Below are 20227 nucleotides of genomic sequence, written 5' to 3'. Positions count from 1 at the left end.
CATGTCTGGAGCGGTTCAGCTCTTTATGGAGTCTTTGAACTGCTCTACCTCATTGTTTCCACGCAATTCTTGACGAAAATCGCTACGCACTTTTCCGGGAATTGCTTTAGGTTCGCGACTCCACCGGTACCGAAGCGGAGACTTCCTCCTCCGGAATATCGTCGAAGGACGCATAATTGAGGTTATAGAGCTTCGAGTAAAGCTTGCCGTTTGCCATCAGCTGATTGTGGTTGCCGCTTTCAAGCAACTGGCCGTTTTGCAACACGATAATGCGGTCGGCCTCGCGGATGGTGGCCAGACGATGGGCGATGACGAGACCGGTGCGGCCTTCGAGCAGCTTCACCAACGCTTTCTGGATCAGCATTTCGGTGTAGCTGTCGATATTCGCCGTCGCTTCGTCGAGCACGAGGATCTTGGCGTCGGCAACAAGGGCACGGGCGAAGCTGACGAGCTGGCGCTGGCCGAGTGAAAGACCGCCGCCGCGCTCGCCGAGAACGGAGTCGTAGCCATCCGGAAGGCGCATGATGAACTCATGCGCGCCGACCGCTTTAGCGGCCTCGATGACCTCTTCGCGTGTCGCCTCCGTCTTGTTGTAGCGGATGTTCTCCAGCACCGTACCGGTGAAGAGGAACGGCTCCTGTAGCACCATGGCGATCTGGCGTCCGAGCGAATCCTGTGTAAGGGAGCGCACGTCATGGCCACCGACCAATACCTGACCATGCTGCACATCATAGAAGCGATGGATGAGCGCCATCGAGCTCGACTTGCCCGAGCCCGTTGGCCCGATCAGCGCTACTGTTTCTCCCGGATTAACCCTGAAGCTCACATTCTTCAGCACGGGATGCTTGGGATTATAGCCGAAGATCACATCGCGGAATTCCACCGAGCCGTCCATATCCGGCGACAGCTCGATCGCATCGGGCGCATCCTTGATGTCGACTGGAACATCGAGCACCTCGGTCAGCCGCTGGCCGGACGCCATGGCGCGCTGCATGACCGAATATTGCATGGTCAGCGAACGGATCGGGTCGAAGAAGCGCTGAATGTAGAACAGGAAGGCGACCATGATGCCGACATCGAGCTTGTGGTTCAGCACCATCGAGCCGCCGACGATGATGACGATCGCCATGGCCATGCCAGTCAGCGTGTCGACGATCGGCACCATGACCTGGGCATAGCGGGCCGCCGTCAGGTGCGTCTGAAGGTTCGCATGGGCCTTGTCGTCGAAAAGCGAGAAGTTCACGCTCTGCCGATGCATGCCCTGGACGGCGCGCACCCCATGGATCGCTTCCGCCAGTGCGCCATTGGTAACGGAGTTGGTCTCATGCGCGTTCATGAAGGCGACACGCGCCTTCGGCAGCCAGAACAGCCGCACGATGAAAAGGATCGGCATGACGGAAAGCGTCAGCAGGCCGAGCCGGAAATCCAGCGACAGCATGACGATGACGATGCCGAAGAGCAGGGCAATGTCACCGACGGAAAGCACTGAAGTTTCAAGGAATTCCTGCATGGAGTTAACGTCGCCCTGCAGGCGCGACATCAGGCGACCGACTTCCGTTTTATCCATGAAGGATAGCGAGACCCGCTGCAGATGCGCAAACATCGCCCGGCGAATGTCGAACAGCACTTCCTCGGCGACCTGGCCGACATAGGTTTCCTGCACATAGCTTGCTCCGTAATTGACGAGGATGGCCGCCGTGAAAACTCCCAGAGACAACCAGAGTGCGGAATAATCTATGGCTCCGGGCGCCATCGCACTGTCGATCGCATGGCGGATGACGAGCGGTATGACGATTTGCGATGCGGTGAAGAGCAGAACGGCCGCAACGGAGATGTAGATCTGCCGCCGATAGGGGCTGACGAAGGCCCAGATGCGGCGGATGATCTTGCTGTCGAAGACCTTGCCGAATATCTCCTCTTCGACGCGATGGGACCCGACCACGGCACGGGGAGGGCGACGACCATCCTCGCGCACATCGTTGCGCTCGGTTTCGATGGTTTCCGACATTGTCATACCTCCCTTTTCGCCCTTTCGAGCGTGCCGCCCGACGTCTTGACGACATCATCCTCAGGGCGAACCTGCAGATCGTAGAGCGCCTTGTACCGCCCACCTGCGGCCAGGAGCTGCTCGTGCGTGCCGCGCTCGACAATCGCGCCATCCTCGATGAACAGGATCTGGTCGGCATGCATCAGCGAACTCAGCCTGTGCGCGACGATCAGTGTTACTCGGTCCCGGGCGAAACGCTTCATGGCGCTGCGGATGCGCTGCTCCGTTGCGGCGTCAATCGCGGCGGTGGAATCGTCGAAGACCATCACGGCCGGCTTCAGCATCAATGTCCGGGCGATCGTCAGGCGCTGACGTTGCCCGCCGGACAGCGACACGCCGCGCTCGCCAACGATTGTCGTGTAGCCGGCTGGCAGGCCGAGGATGTAATTGTGCAACTGCGCCGACTCTGCGGCGCGCTCTATGCGGGTTTCCTTCGCCCAGGGGTCGCCATAGGCGATGTTGTTCTCGATGCTGGTCGTGAACAGGAAGGAATCCTGCTGTACGACGGCAACGTTCTGCCGCAGCGATTGCAACGTCGCCTTGCGGATATCCTGGCCGTCAAGCGTGATCCGCCCGGCCGTGACGTCGTAAAAGCGTGGAATGAGATGGGCAATGGTGGACTTGCCGCTGCCGGGCGGACCAACAATGCCGACCGTCTCCCCGCGCTTTGCCTCGAAACAGATATTCTTCAGCACCGGCCGCATTTCCGAACCTGGATAGCTGAAGTCGACATTCTCAAAACGGAGCGTGCCTTCGGTCACGACGAGCGGCTTGGCGTCCGGCGCATCTTTGATGGGAATATCGAGATCGAGGAGCTCAAACAGGCGCGAACCGCAGGTCGAGGCACGTGCGAAAGCATTCACCATCAGGCCGAGCTGGCGCACCGGCATCTGCAGGATGGTCATGAAGGTCAGGAAGGAAGCCAGCGTGCCCACGCTGATCTCCCCATTGATGACCTTCAGGCCGCCGAGCCAAAGCACCAGACCCATGGACACGAAGAAGGAGAGATTCATGGCGCTGGTATTGACGACGCGGATGCCGACGCGCTTGTGGGCAAGTGAAAGCGCATTGTGCGAGGCCCGGTCGAACTTCATGAGTTCGTGTGCCTGCGCGGCGAAGGCGCGCACCACGCGGATGCCACCGAGATTTTCCTCCATCACGCGCGTCAGCACCGAGAGGCGCTCCTGCAGATCGAGCCACGTCGAACGCAACCGCAACTGCGTGACGGAAGAGCGCCACGCCACGAAAGGCACGAAGCTCAGGGCCAGGAGACCGAGCGCGACATCGGTCGATAGCAGCATATAGGCGCCGACGCCGATCAGCATGGTCAGTAGCACCATGCGCACCAGGGCGGTCGAGAAATACATGCGCACGCCTTCGAGATCGAGCAGGCCGACTGTGATGAGATCGCCAGAATGGGCCTTGTCGTGGAAGCTGAAGGAGAGCTGCTGGATCTTCTCATAGCAGGCGAGCCGAAGCTCATAGCCCATATGGTGGCCGACGGCTTCGCTATAGTAGTTCTGCACCATCGTGAACAGGCCGCGCAGAATGCTGATGACCAGCAGCAGCAACGCAGTCGTCAGCAGTGCATTTTCTGCGATCTGGCCGGCGGCACCGCCGGCAACCGCCGTCTGCGTCTGATCGACGGCACGGCCCAAGAGGCGGGGGATCGTCAGCTGCAACGTTGCAGCCACAAAAGTCGCCCCAATGGCGAAGCTTGTCTGCCAGGGATGGCGCAGCGTCATGTGGGTGATCCGGACGATCGTCGACAGGCCTTGGCCCCAACCGACCGCATTGACATGCGCACGCGAAACCAGTGGCTTCGCGGCGCTTCTTGATGAATCGCTGCTCACGCTTTTATCCAGGCATAATTAAACGAGGCGGGCCCGCAGACGGGTTCGTATCTCAAGGAAAATATTGATAGGATGAATTTTGCCGATTCCGTGGCGGCGTTCAAGAGTCAATCGGTCACAAGTCCAACGCGAGCGTTAGATTGCGTGTTTAAAAAATAATCGATCACATGTCGGGATCGAAACCGATGAGACGTCCTCTGGGCACCGTGCCAGAAAAGGAGGATATCATGCGCAAAGTTATAGCGGCAACATTCATCAGTCTCGACGGCGTCATGCAGGCACCCGGCGGTCCGGACGAGGATCCGACCGGCGGTTTTGAGTATGGTGGCTGGGTATTCCCTCACGCCGACGAGGAAACTGGTAAGGCGCTCTTCGAACTGTTCGAAAAGCCGTTCGATCTGCTGCTCGGACGCAAGACCTACGATATCTTCTCGGCCTTTTGGCCCTATGTCGGCGACGACGATCCAATCGGCCAGCGATTCAACAGCGTTGTCAAATACGTCGCAACGCGTGGCGATGCCGAGCTGAAATGGAACAAGAGCCAGTCGCTCGGCAAGGATGTCGTGGCGGCGATCAAGGGGTTGAAAGCAGGCGAGGGACCGGATCTTCTCATTCAGGGCAGTGGCGACCTTATTCAGACCCTACTGCGTCACAGGCTGATCGACGAATTCAAGCTGGTAATCTTTCCGGTCGTGCTGGGCGGCGGCAAGAAGCTGTTCGCCGGCGGAGCGGTTCCTGCCGCAATGAAACTGTTGCGCACCCAGTCTTCCTCTAACGGCGTCATCTTTGCGACCTATCAGCCGGATGGTCCGGTAAAGACCGGCTCCTTCGTCGGGCCGAATCCGTCCGAAGAGGAGATCGAGCGCCGCAAGCGGCTCCAATAATCGACCTGGCCGCGGCTAGGTGTTCGACGAGCGCCCAGCCGCAGTCATACCATGTGTTCCATTGCCTGAATTTCACGCAGCGATTTCATGATCTCGCGAAGGCCCTTGGTGAGATGCTTGTCCCGGCGCAGGACTATCCCGAGCTGCCGTACCAGTCTCGGCCTGAGCGGTGACGTCACCAGAAGATCGGACTTGTCGCGTCTCAGCGCCATGTCCGGGAGGATGGACCATCCGAGACCCGCGGCGACCAGCTCTTTGATGGCTTCGACGCTACCGAACTCCATGGCCGGTTCCGGGCGGACGCCGCCTGCCTCGAACCATTCGTTCGTCGCGCGACGTGTGTTGCCGCCTTCGTAGAGCAACAGAGTCCTGTCTTTCATGAATTCCACATCCGGCCCGCCATCCGGCATTGGGCTTCCTTTGGGGGCGACGGCCAAAAGCTCGTCCTCATGGAATGCTTCGACCTCGAGAGAACGGCCGACGGCGGGCAGGGCCACCACTGCGAGATCCAGCGCATTGGCTTCGAGATCCCGCAGAATCTCGTCGATATTACCGATGCGTACGATGATCTCGAGATCAGGCATGCGTTTCTTTGCCATGGCGATGGCGCGCGGCAAGAGATGAATTGAGGCCGTGCCGCCGCTACCGATCCGCACACGGCCGATCGATCCCTCACGAAAGGGCGTCATCGCCTCCTCCGCCACAGAGCAGGCTTCGATGATGCGCCGCGCATGCGGCAGCAGATCAAGTCCGGCCGGCGAGGGCTGCGCCCGTCGTCCCACGCGCTCGATCAACTTCACGCCGAGCCGTTGTTCCAGCAGCTTCACCTGCAGGCTGACGGCTGGTTGCGTCAGCCCGACCTTATCGGCGGCAGCCGTGAAACTGCCGAGATCGACGACACTGACAAAGGCGGCCAGCTGATCCAGATTGAGCAATAGAAAAATTCCTTATGGATTGTATAAATACCATAAGCTTCATTCATTGCTTACGCCAGTGCATCCTGAGGCCATGTTGATACGAGCCCCGAGGAGCATGAAAATGACCACCGACGTCGATAGCTCGATGCCTGCAGCGACAGGCGCAGGTCGTGGTCCGCGAAGGCGTGGAATTTTGCGAAGGGCGCTGGCGAAGTTTCTGGTCTATCTCGAAAAGCGTGAAACGAGGTGGGACCTGCGTGATCTTACTGACGATCAGCTTCGCGATATCGGCATGACGCGCGCCGAAGCGCGTGCCGAGGTCAATAAGTCCTGGTTTTGGGGATGAGGCAAGTCGCTCAAAGCGCGCGAGCCATCGGGCCGAACGCCTTAAATAGCGTCGCGATTCTCACTGTGTTTGGCACGTTCATCGCTGCAATCAGGCCGGCATAATCCTTATTCGCGGCGCGAAATCGTAACTCATTCCGGCGCAATCAACCGCTTGTGATCCGGCCAACCAATATTGAAAGCCAACCAATATTGAAAAGAGCAGGGGGGTATTGCTGCCTAACCCTTTTTTCATGGCGCCGTTCTTTTTTCCGCCATAGATTTGCCCGATCCATCGCCTTCGAAAAACGGCGAATATTCATTTTCGATCGCCCGCGCCCCGTCACAGATTTCACTCACAGGAAACGCAGACAAACCATGCTCAAGAAGACCTCCATGTTGCTCGCCGCAGCAATTTCGACCGCGTCGCTCCTCGGCGCAGCTTCGTTGGCGCAGGCCGGGCAGGCGAGTTATGTGGTGGATGTGCATAGCGGCCAGGTACTGGAGGCATCGAACGAGAACGAGCTGAATTTCCCGGCATCGCTCACCAAGATGATGACGCTCTATCTCACTTTTGAAGCACTGCATGCCGGTCATCTGAAATGGGATCAGAAATTGACCATGTCGGAGAATGCCGAGAGCAAGGAACCGTTCAAATTCGCCATTGGCGCAGGTCGCAAGGTCACTGTACGCGAAGCTGTCGAGGGCATCATCGTGCTGTCCGCCAACGATGCAGCGGTTGCGATCGGCGAGCAGCTTGGCGGTTCCGAGGATAATTTCGGCAAGATGATGACTGCAAAGGCGCATCAGCTCGGCATGAGCAATACGGTGTTCAAGAATCCTTCGGGCCTGCCGGACCCGGAGCAGGTCACGACGGCCCGTGACATGGCAACCCTCGGCGTTGCGCTGATGCGTGAGTTCCCGGAAGAGTTCAAGCTCTTCTCAATGCGCGGCATCAAATTCCGCGGCATGAAGCTGCGCGGCCACAACAACCTCATGTATCGCTACGCTGGAGCCGACGGCATCAAGACCGGCTATACCGATGCCTCCGGCTACAATCTCGTGACCTCGGCGGCGAAGAACGGCCGCCGTGTTGTCGGCGTGGTAATGGGTGAGAAGACCGCTGAAATTCGCGACAACAAGATGGCAAGCCTTCTGGATACGTATCTGGCCCCTGTGGCGACAACAGCCACGGTGTCGACCGGAACTCCCAAGCAAAGCTCTGCCAACTGAGTTCGGCCTGATTTCAGAATCCAGCCAGCCATTCATCTTTGGGTGGCCACCAAGAGGGTGGCTCCGCTGAGAAGCCGATCCTGCCGCATCGCGCCTGTCGCGGAGGGCAGGGATCGCGTTTCTTCGTGCAAACGTGCGATGAAAATCCCGACTACTACTCGCTGAGAGGGCTCTCTCGTGGCGAATAATCAAGTAGCGATTGCCGAACTGGCGGGCTGCCCTATGTCTACAGCGGAAGTTGCTCGTTCGCTGCGCTTATCATGTTCTGGTAGGAAACAGCGCCGAACTGCGAATTCGCGTAGGCGGAGATATCTGGTTTCAGTTTGTTATTCTCCGTAAATGAAGGATCCATCATGGGCCGCGACCGGTCTGATGCTCCTTGCAATATAGATTTCGCAAACATTTCAACGCATTAGGTCAAGTTGGGAGGACCGGGATGACGTATGATGCACGTTTGGCGCGTGAGCGCGACTTTCATAATGAACGCTTCGGTGCAGTGGAGGAGCGCAAGGAGGACTCGTTCTATTTCGCGGTAAAGCCCGCCGTGGATGCCTATTGGCGGCTGGTGAGGGCGGCCTGTCCCGAACAGGACGTGCTCGAATACGGATGCTCAAACGGCATGAGCAGCATTGGTCTTGCACACTCCGCCAGGTGGATTACCGGGATCGACATTTCGGATGTCGCCATTCAGCAGGCCACGAACACGGCGGCTCTCCGTGGGATCGAGAACGTGACGTTCCAGGTCGATAATGCAGAGGATATGAATTTGCCGTCAGCGAGCTTTGACGTCGTTTTCGGCAGCGGCATCCTCCACCACCTCGTCCTGGATAAATCGCTGAGCGAGATCCGGCGCGTGCTGCGACCCGACGGCAAAGCTTTCTTCTTCGAGCCGCTCGGCCACAATCCCGTGATCAATCTCTATCGCAACCGGACGCCAGAGGCTCGTACTGTCGATGAGCATCCGCTTTTGAAATCGGACTTCGAGGTCGTGCGCAAATATTTCTCGAAGTGCGATCTGGAATTCTTCGGGCTCGCTGCACTCGCGTCCATTCCGTTTCGCAAGAGCCCGTTCGGCGCCGCGGTTCGGGGCACCGGCAAGCGGATCGATAATCTGCTGCTGAAAATCCCGGGTGTCAGATGGCAAGCCTGGATCGTCGTCATGGCTTTGGAAGCATGACGGGCCTGCCGGGCCATTGAAGTTCAGCCAGCCATAATGGCGAGGAAGCTACCGAGATGCATCGGGCCGACGCTGAAGGATAAGCGCTGTTATCCACATCGACGTGGGGGCGGGTATGCTCTCACGTCTTCCTTGCGAGTGACAACCCATTGGTATCATTCGCAAGTCGCACTTCATCCTTGAACCCACCCCGGCTACAAGCAAACATCAGATAAGATAGATTATGGAACTAAAGCGGGTATCGATATGGCGATGGTGCAGACGCTTTTGGCTTTTATTCCAGATGGTTGGCCAGATTTTCGAGCGTCGATTTCAATCCCTCGTCATGATCTTCTCTGCGAATGCCGTGCGGCACGTCCTCACAAATTATGGTGACCCTTGTGCCGGTTGGAACCTCTGTCAAGGACCAGGTCATGGTCATCGTTCCGCCGAATGCGGCGTCATCGGATTCGAAATCTACCGCCTGAACGATGCGTTCATCCGCCATGATCTCGAGGAATCGACCGGAAACAATGTCGGTATGCTCAGAAGATTTTCCAGGCGTTGGATGATCCAGTGCGTCATAGGATAGCGCCATTCGATAACGGCCGCCTTTATGCGGTTCGAAGACGTGGATGCTGCATGTCATGCCTTTCGGCGGAAGCCATGAGGCCAATGCTTCGGGATCGAGGAATGCTTTGAAGATCGCGTGTGGCGTCGAGCGAATTATCCGGGAAGCCGTATCGATCCTTCTGCTGTCTGAAGCCTTGCTCATCGCATCCTCCCCGTCGCACCGCAGCGATCCCATGCAATCTCTGCCGGCGCCGGCTGCATTCGCTATTCTTAGCTCGCCTTGATGCGGATCACCTTGGCCGCAATCTTTTCGGCCAGCGTCGTTGGATTGCAGGAGAAAATGCTGTCCGGGCGCCCGGCTGCGCACCAGACCTGATCGTAAGCCAAAAGGCTTTCATCGATGAAAACAGGCAGATCGACCAGATGGCCGATTGGCGCAACGCCGCCGATGGCGAAACCGGTCTCATCGCGCACGCGATCGATATCGGCACGCTTCAATCGAATTCCATAAGCTGTTGCAATATATGCCGTATCGGCGTTATGGGCGCCTGAAACCAGAAGCAGCGTCAGCGCGTGCGTATCGGCATTGACGAAGACCAGCGATTTGACAATCTGGCCAACGGCGCATCCTGCAGCCTTGGCAGCCTCTTCGGCGGTTCGTGTCGATTGCTCCATGCGCTTGATCGAGATGTCGAGCCCCAGCGCGCGCGCCGCAAGTTCGACGCGCTCCAGGCTGGAAAGCTTCTTGATATCTTCGCTCATAGCTCGTCATCCTCCACGTCGAGTTCGATCTGCATTTGATCGTAGGCCGGCTCGACATGATCGGGCGTTTCAGCCAGCACGGTTTCATAATCGAGCGGCGTATGCATGTGGGTCAAGATGGCATGTTTCGGCGCCAGGCGTTCGATCCATTCGAGCGACTGTTCCAACGACAGATGACTTGGATGAGGCCGATACTGCAACGCGTCGATGATCAGGATGTCTAGGTTTTGAACCTTTTCTATCGATTCCGGCGGGAAATCACTGATATCGCTGCAATAAGCGAGTTTACCGATACGGAAGCCCAGCGAATGGATATCACCATGTATCTGCTTGTGCGGCCAGAAGCGGATCGGACCGCCTGCCCCATCGATCACGAAACTTTTCTCGAGATTTTCGATCAGCACCGGCCGCACGATCGGCGGATAGCTGCTGCCGGGTGGTGTTTCCAGGCAGTAGCGAAAGCCTTCGCGAATGCGATCCATGGTCGGCGGATCGGCATAGATCGGGATGCGCTCGTTTGAAATATGGAAGTAGCCGCGCAGATCGTCGATGCCGTGAATATGGTCGGCATGGGCGTGGGTATAGAGCACGGCGTCGATGAAGCTGACGCCGGCATGGATCATCTGCTCTCGGAAATCCGGACCGGTATCGATGACGACCGTGGTGATGCCGCCATCCGGCGCGATCTGCTCGATGAGAAAGGCGGCACGTGTCCGTCGATTCTTTGCATTTTTCGGATCGCAGGCACCCCAGTCGCCGGTAATACGCGGAACGCCCGGCGACGATGAACAGCCCAAAATGGTGAAGCGCCGCCGGTATGTCACGACGTCAGACCCTCGTCATTTTGGAGAAGCAGCGGAAGGCGTTCGCTGTGGTGATTTCGGCGATATCAGCCATGCTGACGCCGATCGTGTCGGCCAGCACCTCGGCCGTGTTGACGACATAGGACGGTTCATTACGCTTGCCGCGCCAGCGCTTCGGCGCGAGATAAGGCGCGTCGGTCTCGACCAGCAGCCGGTCGTGCGGGATCGTTTTGGCAATCTCGCGCAACTCTTCCGATTTCGGGAAGGTCAGGATGCCGGAGAAGGAGATATAGCCGCCAAGCTCCACGCCGGTCTGGGCAAGGGCAGGGCCGGCGGAGAAGCAGTGGAGGATAAAGGGGAAAGCCCCCTTCCCTGTTTCCTCCGTCAGGATCGCGGCCATGTCCTCATCGGCGCTGCGGCTGTGAATGACGAGCGGCAGCTGTGTTTCGCGAGCGGCAGCGATATGGCGCAGGAAGCCGGTCTTCTGGTCTTCCGGCTTGACGGTATCGTAGAAGTAATCGAGACCCGCCTCGCCGATCGCGACGATCTTCTCGTGCTGATTTGCTAGCCGCACGAGGTCTTCCGTCTGGATGTCCAACTCCTGGTCGGCGCTGTTCGGATGGGTGCCGACGGAGCAAAAAACCGACGGATAACGCTCGGTGAGCGCAAGCAATCCGTCGAGCTTCCTGACCTTTGTCGAAATGGTGACCATCTGCTTGACGCCTACCTCGTGAGCGCGGGCGACGATCGCGTCGCGCTCCTCTTCGAAATCGGCAAAATCCAGATGGCAATGCGTATCGATCAGCATGGAGAACCTTATTCGGCGGTCGGCGCGACATAGCGCGGGAAGACCGGCTTCGGGGCTTCCAGCGGCGTTCCGGCAACGAGGCGGCCCGCCTCGCCGAGCGCCGCGAAATCACGCTTGTCGGATGGGATGGCAATAAGATCCAGGAGCTTGCCCGAGGATTCCGGCATGAAGGGTTGCAGCAGAATGCTGATCTGGCGCACGACGTCGGCCGTGACGTAGAGCACGGTCGCCATGCGGGCAGGATCGGTCTTCTTCAGCGCCCAGGGCTCCTGGCTCGCGAAATAGCGGTCCGTCTCGGAAACGACAGCGATGATGGACGCAAGAGCACGATGAATGAGCTGCTTGCCCATGTCTTCGCGGGTCGAAGCGAGCAAGGCGTCGGCCTGTGCGAGCAGCGCCTTGTCCTCGTCCGTCAGCGGTCCACATTCCGGGATCTTGCCGTCGCAGTTCTTGACGATCATCGACAGAGAACGGCTGGCGAGGTTGCCGATGCCGTTGGCGAGATCGGAATTGATGCGCGTGCCGATCGCCTCTTCGCTATAGCTGCCGTCCTGGCCGAAGGAGACTTCGCGCAGGAAGAAGTAGCGCACCTGGTCGAGGCCGAAATGGTTCACGAGATTGACCGGATCGACGACGTTACCGAGCGACTTCGACATCTTCTCGCCCTTGTTGAGCAGGAAGCCGTGGGCATAGACGCGCTTCGGCAGGGGCAGCTTCGCCGACATCAGGAAGGCCGGCCAGTAGACCGCGTGGAAGCGAATGATGTCCTTGCCGATGACATGCAGGTCGGCCGGCCAGTATTTCGCCCGCGGATTGTTCCGATCTTCGATGTAGCCGGTCGCTGTGATGTAGTTCGTCAGAGCGTCGACCCAGACATACATGACATGCGACGGGTCGTTCGGCACCTTGATGCCCCAGTCGAAGGTCGTGCGCGAGATCGACAGATCCTTGAGGCCGGATTTGACGAAGGAAATGACTTCGTTGCGGCGCTCGGACGGACCGATGAAATCCGGATTTTCCTCGTAGTGCTTCAGCAGCCGGTCCTGGTATTCGGAGAGCTTGAAGAAGTAGCTTGCCTCCTCCACCCACTCGACTGGCGTGCCCTGCGGTCCGTAGCGCACGCCGTCGGCGCGCAGTTCGGTTTCGTTTTCCTGGTAATAGGCTTCGTCGCGCACCGAATACCAGCCGGCATAGGAATCCTTGTAGATGTCGCCGGCATCGGCCATCAGGTTCCAGATGTTCTGCGAGGTCTCATGGTGGCGCGGCTGCGTCGTGCGAATGAAGTCGTCATTCGACGCGTTCAGCAGCTTCCCCATCGCCTGGAATTCATCGGAATTGCGGTTGGCGAGCTGCTGCGGGTCCATGCCTTCGGCCCGCGCCGTCTGCTGCATCTTCTGGCCATGTTCGTCCGTACCCGTCAGGAAGAAGACGTCGCGGCCATCGAGGCGCTGGAATCGCGCCAGCGCGTCGGTGGCGATCAGCTCATAGGCATGGCCGATATGTGGCTTGCCGTTGGGATAGGCGATCGCGGTGGTGATGTAGAACGGAGTTTTTTCGGTCATGTGAGGCAATGGCCCGCTTTTACTGTTACGTCGCTGTTATTCTTGCTCCGCTCGCTTTAGCGCATGTTTGTCATGAGCGAAACACCAAGTTTCGCGCCCGCAGCATTCGGAACTTCGGGATGGTGCCTTGCTTGACTCGGCTCCGCCTCGCCTTTACCCCTTCCGAAGAGTGGAGCGCAGGACAGAAGTGGCCGTGGATTTCATCATTTTATGTATTGGTCTGCCTAACGGCTTCAAGAGGCCGTGATATTGAGTTTGATTGATTCCTTTCAGCCGCTCTATTCCTTTTCCGGCTTTTTCGTCGGCATGCTTGTAGGCATTACAGGGGTCGGCGGCGGTTCGCTGATGACCCCCCTGCTCGTGCTTCTCTTCGGCGTCCATCCGGCAACGGCCGTTGGCACGGATCTGCTCTATGCCGCAATCACCAAGACCGCGGGAACGGCCGTGCACGGCATGCATGGGCGGGTCAATTGGAAGGTCGTGAGCCTTCTGGCGTCAGGCAGCGTGCCGGCGGCGCTCGCCATGCTCTGGATCATGGCCGGCGTCAACCGCGAGAGCCCCGCCGTTGCTCATACCATCACGCTGTCCTTGGGCTGCCTGCTGCTTTTGACGGCTCTGATGCTGATTTTTCGTAGCCAGATCATTGAGGCCATCCGCAAATGGCGCGGCGAACGCGGAACGATATCACCACGCAATATCGCTCTGTTGACCGTCATACTCGGCCTTATACTTGGCATTCTCGTCACCATGACCTCGGTCGGCGCGGGTGCGCTCGGTGTCACAGTCCTGCTGGTGCTCTATCCCCAGACGGACGTGCGCGAAATCGTCGGCTCCGATATCGTCCACGCAGTGCCGCTGACCCTGATCGGCGGCATGGGATATTGGCTTATCGGCGAGATCAACTGGACGATGCTGTTCGCCCTTCTGATAGGGTCGATCCCGGGCATCGTCGCAGGCAGTCTGCTGGCGCCGCGCCTGCATGAGCGGTCCGTGCGCATCATCCTTGCCGTCACGCTGGCGATCGTCGCCTGGAAGCTGATCTTTCCCTGAGACATTTGAAAATAAATGCGCAATAGGGTTTGGGGGCACGTTCGACGGCTGGCGCCGGCGAGGACTTTTTTTACTGACGTTCAGCCATGCTATAGAATTCCACATGACGAGATGCCGGTACGTATCCCGGCAATGGGTGAATGGCGGTGCCGATGGCTGAACCTCTTAGAAGACGTCTGACAGCGATCATGGCGACGGACATCGTCGGATACTCCCGGCTGATGGAAGCTGATGAGGAACAGACGCTTGCGAGCTTGCGGCGGTTGCACGATGTGATCCTCGGTCCTCAAATCCGCAAGCATGGCGGGCGTGTGATCAAGTTTATGGGCGACGGTCTCCTTTCCGTCTTTGATGGCGCGAACGACGTGGCCTCGTGTGCGCTGGAAATCCAGCATTGTCTCGGAACCGACGTGGCGCCGAAAGTCGGTGATGAGCGGATTCGCTTGAGGATCGGAATCAACCTTGCGGAAGTCGTCGTGACCGATGACGACATTTTCGGCGACGGTGTGAACGTGGCCGCGCGTCTCGAGCGCCAGGCACCACCAGGCGGCATCTGCCTTGGCGATGCGGCCTACGTCCATCTGAAACCAAGCACTCGGGCTCTTTTCAAAAACGGTGGCGAGGTTCGGCTCAAGAATATCACCAAGCTTGTCAGGGCCTGGTACTGGCCCGAAGCGCCGGCGCCGATAGTGGCCGACAAGACGGCAGTCGCCGTATTGCCTTTTCGAAACATGGAAGGAGGAGCCGAGCAATCATTCTTCTGCGACGGCTTCACCGAGGACATCATCGGAAGTCTGGCCAGGTTTCGGCGCTTGTCGGTGATTGCGGCGTCATCTTCTTTTGCCTTTCGTGATCTGTTGGCGAACCCGGCCGAGATCGGCGGCAAGCTGGGGGCGAGCTATGTTGTGACGGGCGATCTGAGACGTTCGGAGCGCGCATTAAGAGCCAGGATCCAACTGATAGAAACGTCAACCGGGAGGCTCATATGGTCGGAAAAATACGACCGGCGTGATACTGATATTTTTGAAGTCCAGGACGAAATCGTGCGAATGATCGCCTCCAATCTCGTAGGGCAGATCGATACGGCGGACTATCAACAATCATTTCGTAAGCCTCCCGACAATCTCGCCGCCTACGAATTCTATCTGCGCGGCCTCGTCTACCTCAGGGGGTATGAACCCGACGATAACATCAAGGCATGTGAAATGTTCGAGGCTGCGCTGGCGCGTGATCAGGGCTTTGCCCTCGCTCACGCCCACCTCGCTTTTTCCCGGCTTGCCACACACGGATATGCCAAGGCTCCCGTCTCGGTGCTCCAGGAATGCAACGCGCTCGCGAGAAAGGCGATCTCTTTGGATGAAGGAGAGGCGGGGTGTCATCGAGCATTGGCCTTGGCTTATTTCTATTCAAAGGATTTCGAAGGAGCCGAGCGTGAGCTTCGACGCGCATGCATGCTCAACCCAAGTGATGCGAACGCGATCGTCCAACTGGGCGGACTGCTGGCGAGACGGAACCGGATCGACGAGGCGATGCAATGGATAGAGGAAGGAATGCGGCTGAATCCCTTTCCTCCGCATTGGTACTATGCGGTCCTCGGAAACGCACTTTATCTCAAAGGTGACTATGACGAAGCGCTGGCGGCATTCCGTCGGCTTCCGAACCCTGGAAAATTTACCCGAGCGCGGGTTGTCGCCTGCCTCAACAAGGCGGGACGGCTAAACGATGCAGTCGCCGAAGCGAGGGACCTTTTGGCCATCCATCCTGATTTCACGGTAAGCGATTTTCTGGCTCATGGGATCGTAGTGGAGAGCGAGCAGCAGCGCGAGCTGTTTCGGGGTGGCCTGGATCAGGTCGGACTTTCAGACTAGGGCGGTTCAGCGTTTCACGGTTTTCCGTCGGGAATTGCGTAATCGATCTATGCCGAGAGCTGCTGCTTGAGCTCACCGAGGATCGTGATCAGCGTCTGCTTGCGATCGAGGTTGTAAGCCTGCGACACGTTGAGCCGCTCAGTGGTCTCGGAGTGCAGCCGAGCCAGCCTCTCGGCCGTGGAAATGGAGCCGCCAAGCGCGGCAGCGCGAGCCCGATCGATGATGTCATCGCCGATATGCGACAGGAAGAAGCCAAAGATCGTGTCGCTGTCCTTTCCGGAAAGCGCATCGGCGAGGCGGTGCATCGCCTTGCGAGCCGCCGGCCCATCGGCCGAAAGCACCTGCCGATAGGCCTCGATGATCTCGCCGCCGCCGTAGTTCAGGAGCTTGAGCGCTTCGCTGACGCTACCCTTGGCAGCGGAGAGCAATTCACTCCCCTGCCCGGCCGGCACGCCAAGATTTTCGAGTGCCTTGCGCAAGGCATCATTGCCGAGCGGCGCAAGTTTCAAAGGCAGGCAGCGTGAGCGGATCGTCGGCAGAAGCCGGCCCGGTGCATGCGAAAGCACGAGGAACAAAGCACGCTTCGGCGGTTCCTCGAGGATTTTCAGGATGGCGTTGGCCGCACTGCGGTTGAGATCGTCAGCCGGATCAATGATGACGATACGCCAGTTGCCGGTGCCCGAGGTTTGCGAAAAGAACTTTCCGGCGCGGCGCACTTCGTCGACGGTGATCGCGGATTTCATCTTGCCGGTCTTGTCGTCGACCGGCCGGCTCAAATGCAGCAGATTGTGCGATGCTCCGCCGGAAATCTGCCTGGAGACGACCGATCCCGGATCGGGATCGCCGATCGTCTCCGGCGCGGATGCCGGATCGGGATGAGAGAGGACGTGATTGGCGAAACGGAAGGCGAGCGTCGCCTTGCCGATACCCTCGGGCCCCTCGATCAGCAAGGCGTGGTGGCCCTTGCCGGATCGATAGGATTGGGCGAGGAAGGCCTCCGCCTGCTCATGGCCAAAGAGTTTCACATTGTCCTGCGGAGGAATGGCGCCGTCGAGGACGCCCGGACGTTCATCGCTCATTGCGCCGCTTCCGATCCTGCGGCGATATTCACTGCACCGAGCCGCTTGTCGACGATCTCGGCGATTTCAGCGGCGATCTCATCTTCCGACCTCTGAGCATCGATGACGTGACAACGCTCGGGCTCGCGGGCGGCGATATCGAGGAACGCCTCGCGGCGCTTCTCGTGGGTCTGCATCTCTTCCTTCTCGAAGCGATCGGGTGCGGTTACGGCGGAGGCGCGCTTGCGCGCGCGCGCCAGACCGACTTCGGCGGGAATGTCGAGAATCAGCGTGCAATGCGGAATGACGCCGTTGACGGCAACCCTCTGCAGAGCCTCGATATAGTCAGGCTCGAGATTACCCGTTACGCCCTGATAGACGCGCGAGGAATCCATGAACCGATCGCAAAGGACGATGGTGCCGCGCGAAAGTGCCGGGCGAATGACGTCCTCGACATGATCGTTGCGGGCAGCAGCGAACAGAATCGCCTCCATGCGCGTACCGAACATTTCCGCAGCACCTGAAAGCAGCACATGCCGCACCGCTTCCGCTCCGGGCGAGCCCCCGGGTTCGCGCGTTACCAGAACCTCATGGCCACGCTCGCGCAACCGTTCAGCCAGGCGGCGAATCTGGGTGGACTTGCCGGCCCCCTCGCCGCCTTCGAAGCTTACGAATAATCCGTTTGCATCAGCCAATGATCATGTCCTGCACTTTTCGCGTGCCATTCGTGCGGCGTGCGATACGCATCCTGTTTAACCCAAGACATGTCCAGGTGGAACCGTGCACGTCCCGGTCTCCGCCACTCTATATGGGGTGTGAACAGAGATTTCGCGAGCCTTGCGGCCCACTCAGGTCGGCAAAGGCTTGTCCCACAGCCAGGAGAACAGCAGTGATTCCGTCAGTTCCATGAGGGCATCGAAGGCGCGGCGACCCAATGTGCCCTGCCCGACCGATTCTTTCGTGTAGAGTGGCAGCTCCCGCACCAAACGCGCACCCAGGAACACGCGAAGGGTGCCGGCTTCGTAACCCGCAGCAACCGGCGCCGTCAGCGGCCAGCGATAGACGATGCGGGCGGATAATCGATCCGGCGTGTCCACAGGGACGTAGACATCGACGGGTATCTTAGTTCGCAGGCCGACGGTCGATGCGGCACCGCCATAGACGCTGGCATCGCCGATCACTTCGCCATCGGCAAAGATGCGTTGGCTCTTGAAATTGCTGAGCCCCCATTCGAGGACGCGTCGCGTCTCCTCGATGCGTTCCTTGTCGCTCTTCAGCCCGCCAAGCGCCAGAAACAAGCGGCGTCCATCCCGCTGAATGGAGGCGACGATTGAAAAGCCTTCGCTTTCGGCAAAGCCGAGCCCCAGGCCATCTACACCGATATTGAGCAGAAGCATCGGGTTCTTGTTGCGCTGGTAGATCTTATTCCAGGTGAAGTCGGCCTGCCCGAAATATTTGTAAAGATCCGGGTGCTTCTCCTGCAGGTCCTGCGCCAGCATGACCATCTCCCGCGCGGAAACCCTGCCGCCGCCATTGGGGTCGTTGGCATCGGGCAGTCCGGTCGAATTGGTAAAGGTCGACCGCGACATGCCGATCTCGCGGGCACGCGCCGTCATGCGCCGCGCGAATTCGCGTTCGTTAATCGACATACCCTCGGCCAGAACGATGCAGGCGTCGTTCGCCTGCTGTACGGCTATACCCTGGATCAGATCGCCGACGCGGATACGCGATTTCAGGGCTGCGAACATTGTCGATGCACGCGAGGGAGCGCCGCCGGTGCGCCAGGCATTTTCCGAGACGGGATATTCCGTGTCGAGGTTGATCTCCCCTCGCCCGATCGCGTCGAAAACGACATCCAGCGTCATCAGTTTCGCAAGCGACGCCGGCGAAATCAGCTGATCCTCGTTCTTGGCAAGCAGGATAGTGCCGGTCGAGGCTTCAATCATGAATGCCTGCGCGGCTTTCGTGTCGAAAGCGCCCGGTGCGGCCGGCTGCGCGACGGCCGTGACATTCGCGAAACCGAGGAGAAAAAGGAACAAAAGAATCAAGCGCTTTGGCATATCGTCCCCTTCATCCGACCATCGGCACGATTATTTTAGTGACGGGTTAAGATTCAGGCAATGACGCCGATCAATCGACCTGCGTCGTACCCTGATGCTGGCGGCGATAGGACGAGAGAATCGATTCCTGCGTGAGGCCGTCGTTGCGAACCATGACGGCATCGAAAGCGAGGTCGACATAAACTGTTTTAACCGGCGCTTCCTGATATCCGGCAGCCATGGAGCCAAGGGACTGGTCCTTCTGGCTTGCCAGACGCGGAGAGAAATCCGGCCGCTCGCGGGGGATCGGGCCGATCCGCGGAAGCACGATCATGATCGGGTCCGCCGCTTCCGCCGCAGGCATCGCTCCGCCATTCCACGTCATCGGCGGCGGGTCGTTGCGCTTGGTGGCGTTGTAACCGCCATCCGGGGTGGAGTCGGCGAAGGCCGTTGCTGAATAGGGCGACTGGCGCGGGACGGGTGCAATCGCCGGCGCGGCATCAAAGCTGCGCACCTCGCGGCTGGCGCGCGTCGGTGTTGGGGTATATGAATCCGGCAGCTGATCGGCAGTCATCCGGCCGGCAGAGGCCACCATCACGCCGGTTGCGATCTGGCCGCCTGGGTTGATGCCCGGCAGACGCGAACCCTTCGGAATATAGGAAGCCATGAGATAGGGTTCGTCATGACCGTCCATGCGGGCGCGGCCGACATATTGCACGCGCACATTGCCCGTGCCGCTATGCTGAAGATCGAGCATCTGTGCCGTCTTGTTCGAAAGATCGATGATGCGGCCGGGATGGTATGGGCCGCGATCGTTGACGCGAACGATGATGGAGGAGCCGGTCTCGACGTTGGTGACGCGGGCATAGCTTGGCAGCGGGAAAGTCGGATGGGCGGCAGTCAGCGACTGCTGATCGTAGACTTCACCGTTGGCGGTGAGACGACCGTGAAAAGCCGAGCCGTACCATGAAGCGATGCCGACCTTGTTATAGCCGAAATCTTCCTTGGGGTAATACCACTTGCCCTTCACCTGATAGGGATTGCCGACCATGAAGCGGCCGCCGCCCTTCGGCACCGGTCCGCTATTCACGACGCGAGGGCTCGCCTTCACGCCATATTCCTTCTCGGAGAAATATTCCTTGCCGTGCTTGCGTGTCGAAGCAACCTTCTGAGACGTCCCGCAGGCCGTAATGGTTGCGCACATCAGTGAGAGAGCAAACCAACGCATGGCCGTTGTGTATGTCACCGCCCGATTTTCGAATGTCATCTGTCCCAAGCCGCTACTCATTA

18 protein-coding genes are annotated in these 20227 nt (G+C 59.0%); 6 read left to right on the top strand and 12 right to left on the bottom strand.

What is annotated here, in order from left to right:
• Positions 1-106: 106 nt before the first annotated feature.
• Together FBZ99_RS01755 and FBZ99_RS01750 are read right to left on the bottom strand one after the other, a co-directional pair.
• Entirely contained in the window at positions 107-2008 is a 1902-nt protein-coding gene (locus FBZ99_RS01755; protein ID WP_113333787.1) for an ABC transporter ATP-binding protein, read from the bottom strand.
• Between the two features lie 2 nt (positions 2009-2010).
• Entirely contained in the window at positions 2011-3900 is a 1890-nt protein-coding gene (locus FBZ99_RS01750) for an ABC transporter ATP-binding protein (RefSeq protein WP_113352533.1), read from the bottom strand.
• A 227-nt stretch (positions 3901-4127) separates the two neighbouring features.
• Between FBZ99_RS01750 and FBZ99_RS01745 the strand changes: the two genes are divergently transcribed.
• Positions 4128-4784, top strand: a complete 657-nt coding sequence (locus tag FBZ99_RS01745) for a dihydrofolate reductase family protein (RefSeq protein ID WP_113389634.1) — start codon at positions 4128-4130, stop codon at positions 4782-4784.
• 44 nt (positions 4785-4828) lie between these two features.
• Here the strand turns inward: FBZ99_RS01745 and FBZ99_RS01740 are convergent, their stop codons facing one another.
• Entirely contained in the window at positions 4829-5719 is an 891-nt protein-coding gene (locus tag FBZ99_RS01740) for a LysR family transcriptional regulator (protein WP_113352532.1), read from the bottom strand.
• A 103-nt stretch (positions 5720-5822) separates the two neighbouring features.
• On the opposite strand from FBZ99_RS01740, the gene FBZ99_RS01735 reads away from it, so the two are divergent.
• The 3 genes from FBZ99_RS01735 to FBZ99_RS01725 all read left to right on the top strand — a co-directional run bounded on the left by FBZ99_RS01735 (position 5823) and on the right by FBZ99_RS01725 (position 8435).
• Entirely contained in the window at positions 5823-6047 is a 225-nt protein-coding gene (locus FBZ99_RS01735; protein ID WP_113352531.1) for a DUF1127 domain-containing protein, read from the top strand.
• Positions 6048-6403: 356 nt separating this feature from the next.
• A complete protein-coding gene (locus tag FBZ99_RS01730) occupies positions 6404-7258 on the top strand; it encodes a D-alanyl-D-alanine carboxypeptidase family protein (RefSeq protein WP_145631251.1) in 855 nt (284 codons plus the stop codon).
• Between the two features lie 436 nt (positions 7259-7694).
• A complete protein-coding gene (locus tag FBZ99_RS01725; protein WP_113352529.1) occupies positions 7695-8435 on the top strand; it encodes a class I SAM-dependent methyltransferase in 741 nt (246 codons plus the stop codon).
• Between the two features lie 274 nt (positions 8436-8709).
• Here the strand turns inward: FBZ99_RS01725 and FBZ99_RS01720 are convergent, their stop codons facing one another.
• Genes FBZ99_RS01720 through metG form a run of 5 tightly spaced genes read right to left on the bottom strand, consistent with a single transcriptional unit; the run spans position 8710 to position 12922 of the window.
• Positions 8710-9222 (bottom strand): SRPBCC family protein, encoded by a 513-nt coding sequence (locus FBZ99_RS01720; RefSeq protein ID WP_246661059.1) that lies wholly within the window; start codon positions 9220-9222, stop codon positions 8710-8712.
• Positions 9223-9257: 35 nt separating this feature from the next.
• A complete protein-coding gene (locus tag FBZ99_RS01715) occupies positions 9258-9749 on the bottom strand; it encodes a YbaK/EbsC family protein (RefSeq protein WP_113330692.1) in 492 nt (163 codons plus the stop codon).
• Positions 9746-10573 (bottom strand): MBL fold metallo-hydrolase, encoded by an 828-nt coding sequence (locus FBZ99_RS01710; protein ID WP_113330691.1) that lies wholly within the window; start codon positions 10571-10573, stop codon positions 9746-9748. The genes FBZ99_RS01715 and FBZ99_RS01710 overlap by 4 nt, the downstream gene beginning before the upstream one ends.
• A 4-nt stretch (positions 10574-10577) precedes the next feature.
• Entirely contained in the window at positions 10578-11360 is a 783-nt protein-coding gene (locus FBZ99_RS01705; RefSeq protein ID WP_112340749.1) for a TatD family hydrolase, read from the bottom strand.
• An 8-nt stretch (positions 11361-11368) separates the two neighbouring features.
• The gene (gene metG / locus FBZ99_RS01700; protein WP_113389622.1) at positions 11369-12922 is read right to left on the bottom strand and encodes a methionine--tRNA ligase; all 1554 of its coding nucleotides are present in this window, start codon (positions 12920-12922) and stop codon (positions 11369-11371) included.
• A 306-nt stretch (positions 12923-13228) separates the two neighbouring features.
• Here metG and FBZ99_RS01695 point away from each other — a divergent pair, with 306 nt between their 5' ends.
• Both FBZ99_RS01695 and FBZ99_RS01690 read left to right on the top strand, forming a co-directional pair.
• Positions 13229-13972, top strand: a complete 744-nt coding sequence (locus FBZ99_RS01695) for a sulfite exporter TauE/SafE family protein (protein WP_442966436.1) — start codon at positions 13229-13231, stop codon at positions 13970-13972.
• Between the two features lie 152 nt (positions 13973-14124).
• Complete coding sequence (locus FBZ99_RS01690; protein WP_145631245.1) at positions 14125-15840, top strand: tetratricopeptide repeat protein; 1716 nt, start codon at positions 14125-14127, stop codon at positions 15838-15840.
• A 47-nt stretch (positions 15841-15887) separates the two neighbouring features.
• Here FBZ99_RS01690 and FBZ99_RS01685 read toward each other — a convergent pair whose 3' ends face one another.
• The 4 genes from FBZ99_RS01685 to FBZ99_RS01670 form a co-directional block, all read right to left on the bottom strand.
• Entirely contained in the window at positions 15888-16919 is a 1032-nt protein-coding gene (locus FBZ99_RS01685; RefSeq protein ID WP_113352525.1) for a DNA polymerase III subunit delta', read from the bottom strand.
• Positions 16916-17593 (bottom strand): dTMP kinase, encoded by a 678-nt coding sequence (gene tmk / locus FBZ99_RS01680; protein WP_113352524.1) that lies wholly within the window; start codon positions 17591-17593, stop codon positions 16916-16918. Before tmk ends, FBZ99_RS01685 begins: the two co-directional genes overlap by 4 nt.
• A 153-nt stretch (positions 17594-17746) precedes the next feature.
• Positions 17747-18958 (bottom strand): D-alanyl-D-alanine carboxypeptidase family protein, encoded by a 1212-nt coding sequence (locus tag FBZ99_RS01675; protein ID WP_113352523.1) that lies wholly within the window; start codon positions 18956-18958, stop codon positions 17747-17749.
• Positions 18959-19028: 70 nt separating this feature from the next.
• Positions 19029-20204, bottom strand: coding sequence for a septal ring lytic transglycosylase RlpA family protein (locus FBZ99_RS01670; protein ID WP_113352522.1), 1176 nt, complete (start codon positions 20202-20204; stop codon positions 19029-19031).
• Between the last annotated feature and the right edge of the window lie 23 nt (positions 20205-20227).

The organism is Rhizobium sp. ERR 1071 (genome assembly GCF_007828675.1).
Lineage (GTDB): Bacteria > Pseudomonadota > Alphaproteobacteria > Rhizobiales > Rhizobiaceae > Rhizobium > Rhizobium dioscoreae.
This window is presented reverse-complemented; position numbering and strand designations above follow the sequence as displayed.

Bases quoted from the DNA above. Each gene is read 5' to 3' on its own strand.
- FBZ99_RS01755 (WP_113333787.1), bottom strand. From the start codon at position 2,008: ATGTCGGAAACCATCGAAACCGAGCGCAACGATGTGCGCGAGGATGGT.
- FBZ99_RS01745 (WP_113389634.1), top strand. From the start codon at position 4,128: ATGCGCAAAGTTATAGCGGCAACATTCATCAGTCTCGACGGCGTCATG.
- FBZ99_RS01735 (WP_113352531.1), top strand. From the start codon at position 5,823: ATGACCACCGACGTCGATAGCTCGATGCCTGCAGCGACAGGCGCAGGT.
- FBZ99_RS01730 (WP_145631251.1), top strand. From the start codon at position 6,404: ATGCTCAAGAAGACCTCCATGTTGCTCGCCGCAGCAATTTCGACCGCG.
- FBZ99_RS01725 (WP_113352529.1), top strand. From the start codon at position 7,695: ATGACGTATGATGCACGTTTGGCGCGTGAGCGCGACTTTCATAATGAA.
- FBZ99_RS01720 (WP_246661059.1), bottom strand. From the start codon at position 9,222: ATGGGATCGCTGCGGTGCGACGGGGAGGATGCGATGAGCAAGGCTTCA.
- FBZ99_RS01715 (WP_113330692.1), bottom strand. From the start codon at position 9,749: ATGAGCGAAGATATCAAGAAGCTTTCCAGCCTGGAGCGCGTCGAACTT.
- FBZ99_RS01705 (WP_112340749.1), bottom strand. From the start codon at position 11,360: ATGCTGATCGATACGCATTGCCATCTGGATTTTGCCGATTTCGAAGAG.
- metG (WP_113389622.1), bottom strand. From the start codon at position 12,922: ATGACCGAAAAAACTCCGTTCTACATCACCACCGCGATCGCCTATCCC.
- FBZ99_RS01695 (WP_442966436.1), top strand. From the start codon at position 13,229: ATGCTTGTAGGCATTACAGGGGTCGGCGGCGGTTCGCTGATGACCCCC.
- FBZ99_RS01690 (WP_145631245.1), top strand. From the start codon at position 14,125: ATGGCTGAACCTCTTAGAAGACGTCTGACAGCGATCATGGCGACGGAC.
- FBZ99_RS01685 (WP_113352525.1), bottom strand. From the start codon at position 16,919: ATGAGCGATGAACGTCCGGGCGTCCTCGACGGCGCCATTCCTCCGCAG.
- FBZ99_RS01675 (WP_113352523.1), bottom strand. From the start codon at position 18,958: ATGCCAAAGCGCTTGATTCTTTTGTTCCTTTTTCTCCTCGGTTTCGCG.
- FBZ99_RS01670 (WP_113352522.1), bottom strand. From the start codon at position 20,204: ATGACATTCGAAAATCGGGCGGTGACATACACAACGGCCATGCGTTGG.